This window comes from Achromobacter sp. Bel (assembly GCF_012928505.1).
Taxonomy (GTDB): Bacteria; Pseudomonadota; Gammaproteobacteria; order Burkholderiales; family Burkholderiaceae_B; genus Achromobacter.
In genome coordinates, this window is the sequence record NZ_JABBJN010000022.1 from 81,124 (window position 1) to 98,052 (window position 16,929).

The 16,929-nt window shown below is 65.9% G+C and carries 14 protein-coding genes; 6 read left to right on the forward strand and 8 right to left on the reverse strand.

Annotated features, from left to right (window positions below):
* Window positions 1-109: 109 nt before the first annotated feature.
* From HG262_RS15605 to HG262_RS15635, 7 genes are all read right to left on the reverse strand, one after another.
* Complete coding sequence (locus tag HG262_RS15605) at window positions 110-1,051, reverse strand: carbohydrate kinase family protein (protein WP_169271871.1); 942 nt, start codon at window positions 1,049-1,051, stop codon at window positions 110-112.
* Between the two features lie 12 nt (window positions 1,052-1,063).
* The gene (locus tag HG262_RS15610; RefSeq protein ID WP_169271872.1) at window positions 1,064-2,458 is read right to left on the reverse strand and encodes a DUF3426 domain-containing protein; all 1,395 of its coding nucleotides are present in this window, start codon (window positions 2,456-2,458) and stop codon (window positions 1,064-1,066) included.
* 24 nt (window positions 2,459-2,482) lie between these two features.
* Complete coding sequence (prmA, locus tag HG262_RS15615) at window positions 2,483-3,409, reverse strand: 50S ribosomal protein L11 methyltransferase (protein ID WP_169271873.1); 927 nt, start codon at window positions 3,407-3,409, stop codon at window positions 2,483-2,485.
* A gap of 137 nt (window positions 3,410-3,546) precedes the next feature.
* A complete protein-coding gene (gene accC, locus HG262_RS15620; RefSeq protein ID WP_054427251.1) occupies window positions 3,547-4,893 on the reverse strand; it encodes an acetyl-CoA carboxylase biotin carboxylase subunit in 1,347 nt (448 codons plus the stop codon).
* A 9-nt stretch (window positions 4,894-4,902) separates the two neighbouring features.
* Window positions 4,903-5,358, reverse strand: a complete 456-nt coding sequence (gene accB / locus HG262_RS15625; RefSeq protein ID WP_105559338.1) for an acetyl-CoA carboxylase biotin carboxyl carrier protein — start codon at window positions 5,356-5,358, stop codon at window positions 4,903-4,905.
* An 87-nt stretch (window positions 5,359-5,445) separates the two neighbouring features.
* Window positions 5,446-5,880 (reverse strand): type II 3-dehydroquinate dehydratase, encoded by a 435-nt coding sequence (gene aroQ, locus HG262_RS15630; RefSeq protein ID WP_006226654.1) that lies wholly within the window; start codon window positions 5,878-5,880, stop codon window positions 5,446-5,448.
* Window positions 5,881-5,969: 89 nt separating this feature from the next.
* The gene (locus HG262_RS15635) at window positions 5,970-6,518 is read right to left on the reverse strand and encodes a TlpA disulfide reductase family protein (protein WP_169271874.1); all 549 of its coding nucleotides are present in this window, start codon (window positions 6,516-6,518) and stop codon (window positions 5,970-5,972) included.
* Window positions 6,519-6,978: 460 nt separating this feature from the next.
* Between HG262_RS15635 and mpl the strand changes: the two genes are divergently transcribed.
* From mpl to HG262_RS15650, 3 genes are all read left to right on the forward strand, one after another.
* On the forward strand, window positions 6,979-8,349 hold the full coding sequence (mpl, locus tag HG262_RS15640) for a UDP-N-acetylmuramate:L-alanyl-gamma-D-glutamyl-meso-diaminopimelate ligase (protein ID WP_169271875.1): 1,371 nt from the start codon (window positions 6,979-6,981) through the stop codon (window positions 8,347-8,349).
* A gap of 29 nt (window positions 8,350-8,378) precedes the next feature.
* Complete coding sequence (locus HG262_RS15645) at window positions 8,379-8,981, forward strand: YqiA/YcfP family alpha/beta fold hydrolase (RefSeq protein ID WP_169271876.1); 603 nt, start codon at window positions 8,379-8,381, stop codon at window positions 8,979-8,981.
* 73 nt (window positions 8,982-9,054) lie between these two features.
* Window positions 9,055-10,959 (forward strand): RNB domain-containing ribonuclease, encoded by a 1,905-nt coding sequence (locus HG262_RS15650; RefSeq protein ID WP_169271877.1) that lies wholly within the window; start codon window positions 9,055-9,057, stop codon window positions 10,957-10,959.
* A 626-nt stretch (window positions 10,960-11,585) separates the two neighbouring features.
* On the opposite strand, the gene HG262_RS15655 is transcribed toward HG262_RS15650, so the two are convergent.
* On the reverse strand, window positions 11,586-12,248 hold the full coding sequence (locus tag HG262_RS15655) for a DUF1629 domain-containing protein (protein WP_169271878.1): 663 nt from the start codon (window positions 12,246-12,248) through the stop codon (window positions 11,586-11,588).
* A gap of 253 nt (window positions 12,249-12,501) precedes the next feature.
* Between HG262_RS15655 and HG262_RS15660 the strand changes: the two genes are divergently transcribed.
* The 3 genes from HG262_RS15660 (at window position 12,502) to HG262_RS15670 (ending at window position 16,871) form a co-directional block, all read left to right on the forward strand.
* Window positions 12,502-13,173 (forward strand): response regulator transcription factor, encoded by a 672-nt coding sequence (locus HG262_RS15660; RefSeq protein ID WP_169271879.1) that lies wholly within the window; start codon window positions 12,502-12,504, stop codon window positions 13,171-13,173.
* Entirely contained in the window at window positions 13,160-15,643 is a 2,484-nt protein-coding gene (locus tag HG262_RS15665) for an extracellular solute-binding protein (protein ID WP_169271880.1), read from the forward strand. The genes HG262_RS15660 and HG262_RS15665 overlap by 14 nt, the downstream gene beginning before the upstream one ends.
* A 130-nt stretch (window positions 15,644-15,773) precedes the next feature.
* Window positions 15,774-16,871, forward strand: coding sequence for an ABC transporter substrate-binding protein (locus HG262_RS15670; protein WP_169271881.1), 1,098 nt, complete (start codon window positions 15,774-15,776; stop codon window positions 16,869-16,871).
* The last annotated feature ends 58 nt before the right edge of the window (window positions 16,872-16,929 follow it).

Below are 16,929 nucleotides of genomic sequence, written 5' to 3' on the forward strand. Positions count from 1 at the left end.
AAAAGGTGAAAACAGCACTTTGATCACGGCGGCCACACGGCCGCCTTTCGAAAATACGATGCGGGTTCGACCATCCCGCCGCATCGCGGTTCCCGGGGAGCGAAGGCGATCAAGCGGGCAAATGGATGCCGTAGGTCGCGTGCAGCACGGCGTCAATCTCCGCGCGCGACGGTGCGTAGTTCTGCGGGCCGCGCGACGCGATCTTGACCGCGCCCATGACGTTGCCCAAGCGGCAGCTGTCTTCCCAATTCCAGCCGCTGGTCAGGCCATAGAGCAGGCCGCCGCGCTGTGCATCGCCGCAACCGGTCGGGTCAACGACCTCCGAGGCGCGCACCGGCGCAATCTGCACGGTCTTGCCGCCGGTGTACAGCGTCGCGCCTTCGGCGCCGCGCGTCACCACGACGGCTTGGAGCGTGGCGGCGATATCGGCCACGCTGCGGCCCGTGCGCTGCTCGACGATGCCCGCTTCGTAATCGTTGACGGTCAACGCCTGTGCCAGCTTGAGCATGCGCTCCAGGTCGGCGCCATCGAACAACGGCATGGCCTGGCCCAGATCGAAAATGAACGGAATACCGCGGCGGTGCAGGCGTTCGGCGTGGGCGAACATGCCTTCCTTGGCGTCCGGCGCCACGATGGCCCAGGCGGCATCCGCGTCGCTCAGGTCGTTTTCCGCGGCGAACGACATGGCGCCCGGGTGGAAGGCGGTGATCTGGTTGCCGTCCAGGTCGGTGGTGATGAAGCACTGCGCAGTGAAGGTGTCGGGGATGACCTTGACACGGCCGGTGTCGATGCCCAGGCCCGACAGGCGTTCCATGTATTCGCCGGCGTCTTCGCCCACGGTCGCCACCGGCACCGGCTTGCCGCCCAGCAGATTCATGCTGTAGGCAATGTTGCCGGAGCAGCCGCCATATTCCTTGCGCATGCTGGGGACAAGGAAGGACACGCTAAGCGATTGGATGCGGTCAGCAAGAATGTGCTCTTTGAAGCGGCCTTCGAACACCGCGATCGTGTCGAACGCCATCGAGCCGCAAACCAGGACAGGGGTTGCCATGCTTGTCATCCTTTAAGGAAAGAACTTATCGAGTTGGTAGCCATTGACCTGCACACCGGTCACTTCAATGGGCACGGAGATCTTGAGCTCGCCAGCCGGGCCGAACGGGCCGCTCAACTGTTCGGGCGTCAGGTAGTTTTCGGGCATCAGCACTTTGCGCACCACCACCGTATCCGACAGATCGGTCAGGTCCAGCACCAGGGCCGGCCAATGCTGCGGCTTGTCATAGCGGTTGCGCAGCACCAGGTTCAATACCAGGCGGCTGCGGCCGTCGTCGATGGCGGCGGCGCCGGGCGGCGGCTGCAGCGACGAGGAGGAAATCGCGATGCGCTCCAGGCGCCGGGCGTAACCCACCGCGCACCCCAGGGGCTTGCACGCGACGTCCAGTACCGGCCGCAGCGCCGGCACGGAATTGGCGATGTCGGTGCGGTAGGCATACACCATCTGCAGGCCCAGCGCGATCAAGCCCACCAGGCAGGCGTAGCCCCACACTTTGCGCAACAGGCCACGGCGCTCCTGCCGGTCCTGGTCCAGGAACTCGGGCGGGGCGCGGCCCACGTCGGTCGCGCTGGAATAGCGGGTGCGCGTGTCGCCCAGGACAGGCTCGCGCGTCTCGTCGTCGAGCTCGTCGTCGTCATCGCCGTCGTCGCGGATGCGGAAATCGCGTGGACGGGCGTCGCCGCGATCGTCGTGATCATCGAAGTCGTCTCGATGGCCGCCGGAGGGGGCCTCGGGGTGCTCGTCTTCACGGTCGCGATCGTCTTCGTCATCGCGGGCGGCGAAGGACGGCTCGGCCGGGGCGGCGCCGCGTCGGCGGGCGTCCCAATCGATGACCGGCTCCGTGGCGCGCGATGCGATGACGGGTTCGTTGCGCGACGCAGGCTGGGCTGACGGCGCCCAGCGCGGCGCGGGCTCGTGGACCGGCTCCGGGTGGCGCGCGAAGGCGGCGTGGCGGGCGCTGTCATGCAGGTCGCTGTCGTCCTCGCCGTCATCATCGACCTCATTTTCCGGCAGATCCTCATCCGGCTCGGTGTGCCGGCGGATGGCTTCGCGGCCGCGCAGCACGGCCGGCGGCACGGTGGGCGCAACAGGCGCAACGGGCGTGACCGGGGCGGGAACGGGTGCGGGCGGAGGGGGAGTCGGCGCCGGAATGGGTTCGTCTTCCCACGGGGCGATCTGGCGAGGCGGTTCCGCGGAGGGCCGCGACAGCGGCGGCGGCACCACCGGAGGCATGGCCGGAACGGCCGGCGGCGTCGCCGGCGCGCCGGATTCCGGCAGCAGGCATGCCCGGCCGTCGAAGACGGTCGAGCACGCGCCGCAGCGCACCAGGCCGTTACGGACCCGGAGTTGGTCAGGCACCACCTTGAACGAGGTGCCGCACTGGGGGCAGCGGGTGGTCAGAGCCATGTCGCGATCCTGCCGAACCGCCGCTCAGGCCTTCTGGCCGTGCAGGCAGACCCAGCCGTCACGTGCGCGCCAGACCGACATGGCGATCCAGGGCGCATAGGCGGCGGCCACTTCTTCGGCCTGGCGCTCCAGCACGCCGGACAGCACCAGATGGCCGCCCGCGGCGACGCGGCCGGCCAGCATCGGCGCCAGCACCTTCAGCGGATTGGACAGGATGTTGGCGACGACGACCTGGAAGGTGCCGTCAGCCAGTGCATCCGGCAACATGGCCTGCAGCTCGACGCGGTTGACCTCGGCGTTGTAGGCGGTGCTTTGCACGGCCTGCGCGTCGATGTCCACCGCCTGCGTCGGGCCCGCGCCCAGCTTGCGGGCGGCAATGGCCAGAATGCCCGAACCGCAGCCGTAGTCCAGCAACGTGGCGCCCGCCGGCAGCTCGGCTTCCAGCCATGCCAGGCACAGGTGGGTCGTGGGATGGCTGCCGGTGCCAAAGGCCAGGCCCGGATCCAGTTCGATATGGATCGCGCCCTCGCCCGTGGCGGCCGGGTCGAAGCCGGGCACGTCGGGGTTGTCGCGGTGCCAGCTGGGCACGATCCACAAGCGTTCGGCGATGTGGATCGGGCCGAACTGCGATTGCGTCAGGCGCACCCAATCGGCGTCGGGGACGTCGCGCAGGGTCCAGCCCGCGAACAGCGCCGGGTCCAGTTCGCCCGCCGCGGCGGCCTCTTCCATGATCTGCGCGGGATCGGCTCCATCGGGCAACAAGGCGACAACGCGGTTGCGGTCCCAGGCCTGCACGTCGGGCTCGGTGCCGGGTTCGCCGAACAGCGGGCGTTCGTCGTCAGTGCCGAAATCGGCGTCTTCCACGGAAACGGACAGCACGCCCGCTTCCAGCAGCGCGTCCGACAAGGCTTCGGCCTGCGCCTCTAGGCAATGGAGCACGAGTTCACGCATGATTATTCTTCCATCTGGTCATCGGGCCGCGGCGGATGCCGCGGCCCGATGACCGTAAAACAATTAAAAGGCCCCTGAGGGGTTTGCCTTCGGTTCGCCCAAAGGCAAAAAGGGGCCGCGAGGCCCCTAGTGGTCGGTCAGGGACGCTGAGCCAACTTGTTTTCCAGATAATGGATGCTGGTTCCGCCTTCGATGAAACGAGCGTCTTGCAGCAGTTCACGGTGCAGCGGGATGTTGGTGGAAATGCCTTCCACCACCATTTCCGACAGCGCGATGCGCATGCGGGCCAGCGCCTGGTCGCGCGTGTCGCCGTACGTGATGACCTTGGCGATCATCGAATCGTAGTTCGGCGGCACGAAGTAGCCGTTGTACGCATGCGAATCGATGCGCACGCCAGGACCGCCCGGCGTATGCCAGTTGGTGATGCGGCCGGGGCTGGGCACGAAGCGGAAAGGATCTTCCGCGTTGATGCGGCATTCGATCGCATGGCCCTTGAACTGGATATCGCGCTGGCGCAACGTGAACTTCTCGCCGGCGGCGACCAGAATCTGCTGCTGCACCAGGTCGATGCCGGTGATCAGTTCGGTGACCGGGTGTTCGACCTGGATGCGGGTGTTCATTTCAATGAAATAGAACTCGCCGTTCTCGAACAGGAATTCGAACGTGCCGGCGCCGCGATAGCCCATCTTGCGGCAAGCATCGGCGCAACGGTCGCCGATGCGCTCGATCGCGCGGCGGGCGATGCCGGGAGCCGGCGCTTCTTCGATGACTTTCTGGTGGCGGCGCTGCATGGAGCAGTCGCGTTCGCCCAGCCAGACGGCGTTGCGGCCGCCATCGGCCAGCACCTGGATTTCCACATGGCGAGGGTTCTCGAGGAACTTCTCCATATAGACTTCCGGGTTGTTGAACGCGGCGCCCGCTTCCGAACGCGTCATGGTGACGGCGTTCAGCAGCGCGGCCTCGGTGTACACCACGCGCATGCCGCGGCCACCGCCGCCGCCTGCCGCCTTGATGATGACCGGATAACCGACTTCGCGCGCAATGCGGATGATTTCCTGCGGATCTTCGGGCAACGCGCCCTCGGAACCCGGCACCACCGGCACGCCCGCTTCGATCATGGCGCGCTTGGCGCTGACCTTGTCGCCCATCAGGCGAATGGTGTCGGGACGCGGACCGATGAAGACGAAGCCGCTCTTTTCGACGCGATCGGCGAAGTCGGCATTTTCGGACAAGAACCCGTAACCCGGGTGGATTGCCTCGGAATCCGTGACTTCGGCCGCCGAAATGATGGCGGGCATGTTCAGGTAGCTGTCACGCGACGGCGCGGGCCCGATGCACACGGATTCATCGGCCAGGCGCACGTACTTGGCTTCGCGGTCAGCCTCGGAGTGCACGACCACGGTTTTGATGCCCAGCTCACGGCAAGCGCGCTGAATGCGCAGGGCGATTTCGCCCCGATTGGCGATCAGGATTTTTTCGAACATTTTCAGCTATCAGCCAATGACGAAGAGGGGTTGACCGTACTCGACGGGCTCACCGTTTTCGACCAGGATTTCTTTGATGACGCCGGACTTGTCGGCTTCGATTTCATTGAGCAGCTTCATGGCTTCAATGATGCACAGCGGGTCGCCTTCCTTGACGGTGGCGCCCACGTCGATGAACGGGGCGGCGCCCGGGTTCGGCGAACGGTAGAACGTGCCGACCATCGGCGCCTTCACGACATGGCCCTGGATGACCGGAGCGGCTTCGGCGACCGGTGCGGCAGGCGCTGCGGCCGGGGCCACGGGCGCGGCGTGGGCGCCGGCTTCGGGCTGGTGGTAAGCCACCGGCTGCAAGGTCTGCGAGAACTTGACGATGCGTACCTTGCCTTCGCCTTCGGTGATTTCCAGCTCGGCGATACCCGATTCAGCCACCAGGTCGATCAGGGTTTTGAGTTTTCGAAGGTCCATAGAAGCTGCTTCCCGAGATAGTGTCGACGACGTCCCAGCGTGGGGTCCGCGCCGTATAAGATGTAAAAGCTGTGAGTTGGTGCGAGATCAGTGCCGCACTGCGTAACGCAGAGCCGCCTCGTAGCCGTCCGCGCCGAGGCCGCTGATAAGGCCTATCGCCAAGTCGGACAGATAAGAGTGATGCCTGAAGGGCTCTCGCTTATACAGATTGGACAAATGTACTTCAATAAATGGGATCGCGACCCCGGCCAGCGCATCGCGAATCGCGACGCTGGTGTGCGTATATGCCGCCGCGTTGATGATGATGAAGTCCGTGCCGTCTTGCCGGGCCGCCTGAATGCGGTCAACCAGCGCACCTTCGTGATTGCCTTGCCAAGCAGTCAGCTTGGCGCCCAATTCGCCTGCAAGCAATTCCAGGCGCTCATTGATCTGGGGCAGGGTCAGACTGCCGTAGATATGAGGTTCCCGGGTGCCAAGCAGGTTCAGGTTCGGGCCATGCAATACCAGTATGTTTTGCGCCATGCGCTTGCCAATGAGTGGATTGCCAATTGTTGGCAAAACAGCCGATAAACCAGCTTTTTACGCCAATTCCTACTATTTGTCCAACAGACTTACGCCTTCAAACCAGAGAGGGTTTGATGCAGGTCGTCGGGCTGGATTTCACCCAATATCTTCCGGTTAATTCCGCCATCGGCATTGAACACGATGGTAAAAGGCAGGCCGCCACTGGGATTTCCAAGCTTGCGCAGGGTATCGATTGCCCCGGCGCCGATCACCCACAACGGGTAGGAAACTTGCACTTTCTCGACAAATTTTTGCATATTCGCCGCCGAATCGACACCGATGCCGACAAATCGGACGTGCGGGTACTTTTTCTGCATGGCGTCGAGTTCAGGCATTTCCCTGACACACGGTGCGCACCAGGTCGCCCAGAAATTGACCACCATCGGCTGGCCTTTCCAACTGGCCAGCGTATGGGTCGCACCCTTCAAGTCGGGCATCTGCAACTGCATCAGCCCCGCGACGGGGTCGCCCGCCGCAGGATCTCCCGCTTTGGCAGGTGCGGCGGAATCCTGGGACTTGCGGCCCATCCAGGTAAAAGCGCCCGCAACCGTGGCGGCCACCGCCACGCCGGCGGAAAGAAGGAGGCGTCGATTCATGGCGCGATCATAACCGGTGCCGCCGTTTTTTGTCGTCGGGCCGTCCCAAGACAAAAACGCCCCCTCGGGGGGCAGCAAGCACGCGCAGCGGGCGCAGCGTGGGGGCCCTTTTTGTCGCCGGGCCGCCCCAAGACAAAAAACGCCCCCTCGGGGGGCAGCAAGCCCGCGCAGCGGGCGCAGCGTGGGGGCCTTTTTGTCGCCGGGCCGCCCCAAGACAAAAGCGCCCCCTCGGGGGCAGCAAGCACGCGTAGCGGGCGCAGCGTGGGGGCCCTTTTTGTCGCCGGGCCGCCCCAAGACAAAAGCGCCCCCTCGGGGGGCAGCAAGCCCGCGCAGCGGGCGCAGCGTGGGGGCCTTTTTTTTCGCCGGGCCGTCCCAAGACAAAAACGCCCCCTCGGGGGGCAGCAAGCCCGCGCAGCGTGGGGGGCCTCTATATATACAATGCAGGGCAGGAGAGTTTTCAATGCACCTGCATATTCTTGGCATCTGCGGTACGTTCATGGGTGGCCTGGCGCTGATCGCGCGGGCCGCCGGGCACAAGGTCACTGGTTGCGATGCGGGCGTGTACCCGCCCATGAGCACGCAGCTGTCCGAACAGGGAATCGAACTGATCGAAGGTTTCGGCGTCGATCAGATGGCGCTTGAGCCCGACCTGTACGTGATCGGCAACGTGGTCAGCCGCGGCAATCCGCTGATGGAAGCCATCCTGGAGTCCGGCGCGCGCTACGTGTCCGGCCCGCAATGGCTGGGCGACAACGTCCTGCCCGGCCAGCACGTGCTGGCGGTGGCGGGCACGCATGGCAAGACCACCACCAGTTCGATGTTGGCGTGGGTGCTGGAAGCCGCGGGCCTGGCGCCCAACTTCCTGATCGGCGGCGTAGCGCAGGACCTGCACGTGTCGGCCCGGTACGACCCGGCGCGCCGCCCCTTCGTGATCGAAGCGGACGAGTACGACACGGCCTTCTTCGACAAGCGTTCCAAGTTCGTCCACTACCGCCCGCGCACCGCCATCCTGAACAACCTGGAATACGACCACGCCGACATCTTCCCGGATCTGGCCGCGATCGAGACCCAATTCCACCACCTGGTACGCACCATCCCCGGCTCGGGCCGCATCGTGCGCCCGACGCACTCCGACGCGATGGACCGCGTGATTGCCCGCGGATGCTGGTCGGAAACCGTCACGTTCGGCGCCGATGGGGCCTGGCAGGCCACGCAGCCCGATGCGGAGGGCGCCTTCGGCGTGCTGCGCAACGGCGTGGCGGTCGGCACCGTGCGCTGGAACCTGACAGGCGAGCACAACCGCATGAATGCGTTGGCGGCGCTGGCGGCGGCCGAGCACGTGGGCGTGTCCGCGGAACAGGGCATCGAGGCTCTGACCCGCTTTGCCGGGGTCAAGCGCCGCATGGAGCTGCGCGGCACCGTCAACGGCGTGAAGGTCTACGACGATTTCGCCCATCACCCCACCGCCATCGCCACCACCCTGGAAGGGCTGCGCCGCCAAGTCGGGTCGGCACGCATCCTGGCGGTGCTGGAACCGCGTTCCAACACCATGAAGCTGGGCACCATGGCCGCCCGCCTGCCCGAGGCGCTGGCCGACGCCGACCTGGTGTTCTGCTTCGGCGCGCACAGCGGCAAGCATGCCTTGGGCTGGAATCCGGCCGACGTCCTGGCGTCCCTGGGCGACCGGGCTTCCAGTTACGATGACATCGGCGCGCTCGTGGCCGCCGTGACCGCCGCCGCCCGCCCGGGCGACCAGGTGCTGGTCATGAGCAACGGCGGCTTTGGCGGCATCCACGGCAAGCTGCTGGACGCCTTGCAGGCACGCGGTTGAACGGCGGACCGATACCGGACGAGCACGAAATGATCCTCTACCTGCACGGCTTTCGCTCCTCGCCCACTTCGATGAAGGCCCGGATGATGGCCGACGCCATGGCCCAGCGCGGCCTGGCCGCCGACTGGGCCTGCCCGCAGTTACCCGCCAGCCCCCGCGAAGCGATCGACCTGGCCCTGGGCATTGCCCGGCGCCAATTGGAGGCTGCGGCCAGCCCCCGGGCGCTGACCGTGATCGGCTCGTCGCTAGGTGGCTTCTACGCCACCTGGCTGGCCGAACAGCTGGGCTGCAAGGCGGTCCTGCTGAACCCGGCCGTGGAGGCGCCGCGCGACCTGGCGACCCAGGTCGGCGAACACCACATGTATCATTCCGACGCGCCGTTCGTCTTTTTGCCCGAATATGTGGACGAACTGGCGGCCATCCATGCCCCTCGCATCACGCAGCCCGACCGGTATTTCCTGGTGGCGGCGACCGGCGACGAGGTGCTGGATTGGCGTGAAATGCGCGATCGCTACGCGGGTTGCCGACAGCGTATCGTGCAGGGTAGCGACCACGGTTTATCCGATTTCGCGCAATGGATGCCCGAGGTGCTTGAATTCGCCCTTGGCGCCAGGCAGGTTCGCCCCCAATAATCAATACCAGACCTCAACACTTTATATAGCTGCGCAAGGCGGCGCGTGCGCGCCGCCCAGGACGATCCCCACCATGTATGTGTTTTACGAAGACGACGGCAGCTTCAAGGCCGGCAATATCCTGTCCGAGACCGACGCCAGCCTGCAGGTGGAGTCGGAGTCGGGCAAGCGCAGCAAGATCAAGCGCGCCAACACCCTGTTCAACTTCGCGTCGCCCGAGCCGGCGGCGCTGATGAGCCAGGCGGCTGCGGCCGCCGAGGCGCTGGACCTGCAATTCCTGTGGGAATGCGCGCCGCAGGAAGAGTTCGACACGCCCGCCCTGGCCGCCGACTACTTCGGCCATGCCCCTACGCCCGTGGAACAGGCCGCACTGCTGATGCGCCTGCACGGCGCGCCGGCGTACTTCCATCGCCGCGGCAAGGGCCGCTACCGCCCTGCCCCGCCCGATATCCTGGCCGCCGCCCTGGCCGCGCTGGACAAGAAGCAGCGCCAGGCCGAGCAGCAGCAGGAATGGGTGGACGAGATGGCCGCCGGCCGACTGCCGGAACCCATCGCGCAGGCTGCGGAATCCCTGCTGATCCGCCCGGACAAGAATACGCAGCAATGGAAGGCCCTGGACGCCGCGTGCGCCAAGCTGGGCAAGACGCCGGACCGCCTGCTGCTTGAGCTGGGCGCCTGGCCGCATGCGCTGGCCTTGCACAAGCGCCGCTTCCTGGCGGTGAATTTCCCGCGCGGGCTGGCGTTCCCCGAGCTGGAACTGCCGCCCGTCGACCGCGAACTGCCGCTGTCGGACGCCGAGATCTATTCGGTGGACGATGTCACCACCACCGAAATCGACGACGCGCTGTCCGTCACCGAGCTGCCCGACGGACGCCTGCGCGTGGGCGTGCACGTGGCCGCTCCGGGCCTGACCGTGACCCGCGACAGCGAGTTCGACAAGCTCGCCCGCGCGCGCCTGTCCACGGTCTACATGCCGGGCGACAAGATTCCGATGCAGCCGGACAACGTCATCAAGGCGTTCTCGCTGGATGCGGGCCGCGAAGTGCCGGTGCTGTCGTTGTATGTGGTGGCCGACCCCGAGACGGGCGAGATTTTCGAATCGGAAACTCGCCTGGAACGCGTGGTGGTGCGCGAGAACCTGCGCCACAACATGCTGGACGCCCAGGTCACGGAAGCGAGCCTGGCCGATCCGTCGGCGGACATCCCCTACGGCCACTGGCTGCGTCCGCTGTGGAAGCTGGCACAGGCGCTGTCGGCGCAACGCGAGAAGGTGCGCGGCAAGCCCGAGAACAATTCGCGGGTGGAGTACAGCTTCTATCTGGACGGCAACCCGGACGATCCGGACACGCCCGTGCGCCTGGTGCCCCGCCAGCGCAACGCGCCGCTGGACCGCATGGTGGCCGAATACATGATCCTGGCCAACAACCAGTGGGGCGGCCTGCTGCACCAACACGGCGTGCCGGGCATCTACCGTTCGCAACAGGCGGGCCGCGTGCGCATGAGCACGCAGGCGCTGCCGCACGAGGCGATCGGCGTGCCGCAATACGCCTGGAGCACGTCGCCGCTGCGCCGCTATGTCGACTTGGTCAACCAATGGCAGTTGATCGCCGCGGTGGAGCACGGCGTATCGGCCCGCCTGGTGGCGCCGTTCAAGCCGCGCGACGCGGACCTGTTCGCGATCATTGGCGCATTCGACGCGCAGTACGCGGCGTGGGCGGAGTTCCAGAGCGCGATGGAGCGCTACTGGTGCCTGCGTTGGCTCAAGCAGCACGGCGTGACCCGGACGGTGGCGCACGTGTTGCGGGACGATCTGGTCCGGTTCGCGAATGCGCCGCTGGTGACCCGGGTGGGCGGAATGCCTGAGCTGGAACGGGGGACCGCGGTAGAGATCGATATCCTGGGGATGGATGAGTTGAGCCTGGAGCTGGATTGCCGGTATCTGGGGGAAGTGAGTCCTGCTGCGGGAGATGCGGCTTAGTCGCTGCGGGGCTTAGTCGCTGCGGGGCTTTGGGGCTCTGGGGCTTTGAGGGGTAGCTTCGGGCGATGTTCGGGGTTTTTCTTCGGGAGTCCTGGTCTTCGTGGGTCACCCGTCGGCGGGGCCGGGCGGATGGCGCGCGCCCACGATTGCGGTCCGTAGCCTTCGCTCCGGACGTCCCCGTCGTCATCCTCGTCCGCCTTCGGCTCCCTTCGGATTCCCTTGGGCGCATCAAGGTTGCGCGCCATCCGCCCGGCCCCGCCGACGGACTGGCGCAGTCTTGGCTCGATGCGCTGCTGGATCGCTGTTTACTGACGAAATTTGCGTGGCCCGCCTCATGCGGCCGCGCGGGCGGCCGCGTTCGGCATACGTGCTGTCGGGGCGCCGTGCGAGGGTCGCTTGCGCGCTTTCGGTGATTGGCTTTCTGTTGAGCCCCGCAGTCAGGTGGGGAGGTGGAGCGACGGGTGGCGCGCGGCGCATAGCCGCGTGCTGATTGAGACCTGTGCGCGCGCCCCCGTCTAACAGGGAGACTGTGGTGGGTTACTGCACTGTCTCTCATCTGACGAGTGGATCGTTGATGGTTATTCGTCTTCTCGTATGTGGGAGGGGGGAGCGCGCTCGATCCGGGATTAAATATCGGCTACATCGCGCAGCCGTACGCCGGAGAAGTTGGCCGCGCGCAATGCATCAAACATCGCGCGGTCGCAGATGGGGGGTGCTCCCATGCGATCCTGGCGGAAGATATGGGCATCTCCCACAACCTCCGGCTTGAACACCAAGCTGGCTCCGCCGACGAGGCTATAAAGTTTCTCGTCCTCGCCGGTCTGATAATTGTGGTCGAGCTTGATCCTCACGCGAGAAGAGGCTTCATCCAGGGCATCGAGTCTGCGCAGCACATTGCCCAGGTAGTACTGAGGGGCGGGGCTGCCGTCAGCAAGGCTGAAGTCGCATGCCACAAAGGCAAACGCCTCGGCGTCCAACTGCTCAAACAGTTGCTTCAACGGCTCCGACACAATCCATATGCCAGCGAGCTCTTCCAGATCGCGTGGCATTCCGCCCTTCTCCGGTACATGAACCAGGCGGGGACGCTGCGGATACTGGTCTGGCATTCCATTAGGACGCAAGACGACATTCATCCCGGGATCGATCAGCTTGTCTTCGTTGGCGATTTCGATGCCGGGCACCCTGCCGTTTCCCAAGAAGCTGGCGTCGATCAGGAAAAATTCGCCCTTATGAGAGGCGGCTTTGGCTGAAACTTCAATGGCGGTCGGTTCGGTCACGGTGGCTTCCATCGTGGATGCGGGGGCAGAACGGGAATGCAGTTGGGCCGATGCTAGCGGGGCTTTAGCGCAGCCACAAGTTCCGTCGAAGTGGTCTTCAGCATGCTGATGCTGTGAAATGCTGCCAACCTACGCCAAAGTTCATAACACGCTCCAGGACGAAAACCTCCATCGCGCGCCGGGCGTCTCAAGAACTCAAATTGCCCCCCATTCCCCTGAACCCCGTAAACTCCCCAAAAAAATCAAAACATCCGGAGGAAACAACATGCGCATTCTGCTGGTCGAGGACAACCTTGATCTAGGCGATGCCGTGGAAAGCAAACTGCGTCTGGCGGGCCATAGCGTGCAATGGGTGCACGATGGGCTGGCGGCGTTGCGCTGGGGGCTGGACGAGACCTGGGACGCGTTGGTGCTGGACATCAATCTGCCGGGCAAGGACGGGTTTTCGGTCATTCGTGAATTGCGGGCGGCCGGGCTGGAGGCGCCTGTGCTCGTCATGACCGCGCGGGCCGAGATCGAAGACAAGATCGACATGCTGGACCTGGGCGCGGACGACTACCTCGTCAAGCCGTTTGACCTGCGCGAACTGGAAGCGCGGCTGCGGGCGCTGATGCGCCGGCCGGCCGGGCAGACCAGCAGCACCACGCATTACGGCAATCTCAGCCTGGACCTGGCGGGGCGTAGCGTCACGCTGTCGGGCGCGCCGCTGGAGTTGGGGCGGCGCGAATTCCGGTTGCTGGAGATCCTGGTGGGCCGGATCGGCCAGACGGTGGCCAAAGAACGGCTGATGAACCAGCTGTTCGACCTGGATGACGGGTCGCTCAATGCGCTGGAACTGCTGATCTCGCGGCTGCGCAAGAAGCTGGCGGGCGCGTCGATCGATATCGTCACGGTGCGCGGCGTCGGCTATCAGGCCCGCAGCCATGAGCATCCCTGAAAGCGCCTCCATCCGCCGCCGCGTCTTCACCTTGGGCGCGGCGCTGCTGGCGTGCGCGCTGATCGGCCTGGTGTTCTTCCTGCGCGATTACGCGCATCGGGCCGCCGAGCAGGCCTTCGACCGGCTGTTGGCCGCGTCGGCGCTGACCATTGCCGGGTCCGTGCAGATCGAGGACAACGGCGTGACCGTCGAGCCGCCCGTCTCGTCGCTGGCGATGCTGTCGGGCAGCGAGCGCGTGTTCTACGAGGCGCGCACCTCCAATGGCCGGCTGATCACGGGCTACGCCGATCTGGCGCCCGCGTTACCGCTGGCGCAGGCGGCAACGCCCGTGTTCGCGTATGTGACCTATCACGACGAACCGGTCCGCGTGGCGACCGTGGGGCGGCTGGTGTCCGCCAGCCAGCACGCCGGCTGGGTAACCGTGCGCGTGGCGGAAACGCTGGGTTCGCGCGAAGAATTGGCCAGCGAAATCCTGGGGCGCGGGGTGCTGCCGCTGCTGGTCGTCTCGCTGGTGGCGCTGGGCTTGCTGTGGTTCGGGGTGCAGCGCGCGTTTGCCCCGCTGGCCGTGCTGGAGCGCGACTTGCGCACCCGCGCGCCTGAAGACCTGACGCCACTGACCACCCCCGTGCCGCGGGAAGTCCACCGGCTGGTCGAAGCGCTGAACGCCTTCATGCAACGCCTTTCCATCATCATGGACACCTTGAACACGCTGGTGGCCGACGCCACGCATCAGGTCCGCACGCCCCTGGCGTCCTTGCGCGCGCAGGCCGAGGTGGCGCTGGAGGAAACCGATCCCAAACGCCTGCGCGAACGCATCGGCCGCATCCACCAGAATGCCACGCATGCGAGCCAATTGATCAACCAACTGCTGATGGACGCCACCATCACGCACCGCCTGGGCAAAGGGCCGCCGGAGCCCGTAGGCGTTGCCGAAACCATCAACGAAACGCGCCGCCGCATCGGCCCGGTGGAAGCCGGACGGCTGCGTATCGAGATCGCCCCCGAGGTGCGTCGCGCGCGGATCGCCGGCGACCGCGTGGCGCTCCGAGAAATGCTGCGCAATCTGGTGGACAACGCGCTGCGCTACGCGCCCGACGGCACCGTCGATATCCAGGCAACGCCAGTCGCGGGCTTTCGTGTCGCGTTGACGGTCTCGGACCGCGGCCCCGGCATCTCCGACGACGAAAAAGAAGCCGTGCAGCAGCGCTTCACGCGCGGCCGGGCCGGGCAGTCGCAATCGGGGTCGGGGCTGGGACTGGCGATCGTGCGTTCCGTGGCGATGGCCCATGGCGGCTCGCTGTGGCTGCACGACCGCCCGGGCGGCGGCCTGTCGGCGCGGGTCATCCTGCCGCTGGCGCAGCCGTCGGGCCGCCAGCTTGTTGCCTGGCTGGGCGCCCTTTTCACGGCGGCGACGCTGCTCGCCACGGCGCCTGGCGCGGTGCGGGCGGCGGAGCTGGAAGAGATCGTCACGCACTACCCCGCGCCGCAGCCCACGTCGCGCACGCTGGTCATCGCGGGGCCGACCGACACGCCCGTCGTCGCGCCCTTGATCCAGGGCTTCCAGTCGCTGCGGCCGGATGTCTCGGTGACCTATCGCGAAATCGGCAGCCGGGACCTGTACGAAGCGACGATCGACGGGAGGCTGACACAGGTGGACGTGCTGATGAGTTCGGCGTCGGACCTGCAGATCCGGCTGGCCAACGACGGCTATGCGCAAAGCTACGCGTCGCCCTACGCTCCCAAGCTGCCCTCGTGGGCCGTCTGGCGCAACGAAGTCTATGGCTTCACCTTCGAGCCGGCGGTGATCGTCTACAACCCCAAGCGCTTCACGGAAGCCACCGTGCCCCGGTCGCGCCAGGATCTGCTGCGGCTGCTGGAACGCGAACAGTCGCGCCTGCAAGGCCGCGTCGGCACCTATGACATCGCCGCCAGCAGCGTGGGCTATCTGCTGGCCGAGCAGGACGAGCTGGTGTCGTCGAACTTCTGGGGGCTGGCCAACGCCATGGGGCAGGTCGGCGTGCGCCTGTCGCCCACTACCTCCCAGTTGCTGGACGCCATCGAAAACGACGAGATGGACCTGGCCTACAACATCCTGGGTTCTTACGCCCTGTCACGCCAGGCCTCCGGCAGCAAGATCGGCGTGGTGTTCCCGCAGGACTACGTGCTGGTGCTGGCGCGGTCCGTGCTGATATCGCGGCGCGCCCCCAGCCCCGACTTGGCGCGCGCGCTGGTGGACTGGCTCTTGTCGCCCGCCGGCCAGCAGGTGGCCTCCAGCCACGCGGCGCTGGGTTCCATCATGGAAGACACGCCGGGACGCTGGACGTCAGAGGCGGTGCTGGCGCGTTCAAGCGGCATCGTGCAGCCCGTGGTGCTAAGCCCCGCCCTGCTGGTGGGGCTGGACCAGCGGCGGCACTCGCGCTTCGTGCAGAACTGGGTGCGGCTGGTGACGGACACGCCCAAGCGTCCGTAGATGCCGGCCAGGGATTACCCCTAGCCGCAACCTGTCTCCATGACAGGACGACGACAGACGCCGCCTCCTAAGATGGGCGCAGGCTGGACCAAGATCCTGCTCACACTAATTCCAATCGGAGACAACACCCATGCTTGCCAAGTCCCAACTGGCGGCCGCCTGCGCCGCTGCATTCGCCATTGCCACCGGCAGCGCCTTTGCACAGGCCGTGCCCGCGGGTTACCCGGCCGACTATCAGAAGATCCTGGACGGCGCCAAGAAGGAAGGCAAGGTCGTCATTTATTCCACCACCGACACCAAGGCCGCCGGCCCCATCATCAAGGGTTTCGAAGCGCTGTACCCGGGCGTCAAGGTCGAATACAACGACATGAACAGCACCGAGCTCTACAACCGCTACATCAGCGAACAGGCGGCGGGCGGCGGCAGCGGCGACGTCGTCTGGAGCTCGTCGATGGACTCGGCGCTGAAGCTGGCCACCGACTACGCCATGCAGTACAAGTCGCCCGAAGCGGGCAAGCTGCCGGCCTGGGCCGTGTGGAAGGATTCCGCCTACGGCACGACGTACGAGCCGGCCGTGTTCATCTACAACAAGCGCCTGATCCCGGCCAACGAAGTGCCGACCACGCACGGCGCGCTGGCCAAGCTCATCGCCAGCCAGCCCGACAAGTTCAAGAACAAGGTCACCACCTACGACATCGAGAAGTCGGCCGTGGGCTTCATGCTGGCCGTGCAGGACAAGGCCAACGACCCCAAGTACTTCGAAACGCTCAAGGACATCGCCAAAGGCGGCCTGATCGTGCAGTCGTCCACCGGCACCATGATGGAGCGCGTGTCGTCGGGCGAAAACCTGATCGGCTACAACATCCTGGGTTCGTATGCCGAAACGCGCGCCAAGTCGGACCCGTCGCTGGGCGTGGCCTATCCGACCGACTACGCGCTGGTGCTGTCGCGCGTGGCGTTCATCAGCAAGAAGGCCAAGAACCGCAACGCGGCCAAGCTGTGGATGGACTACCTGCTGTCGCAGAAGGGCCAGGAAATCATGGCCAACCAGGCTGACCTGGCCTCGGTGCGCAACGACATCGACGGCGACAACGACGTGGACGGCATGACCAAGAAACTGGGCGCCTCGCTCAAGCCGATTCCGGTCAACGAAACGCTGCTGGACTACCTGGAACAGACCAAGCGCCTGCAGTTCATCAAGGACTGGCGCGCCGCGGCCGGCAAGTAAGGCCCGCGCGGGTCCAGGCCGGCGCGCCCGGCCCGGACCGCCACAACGCGTAGCGGGC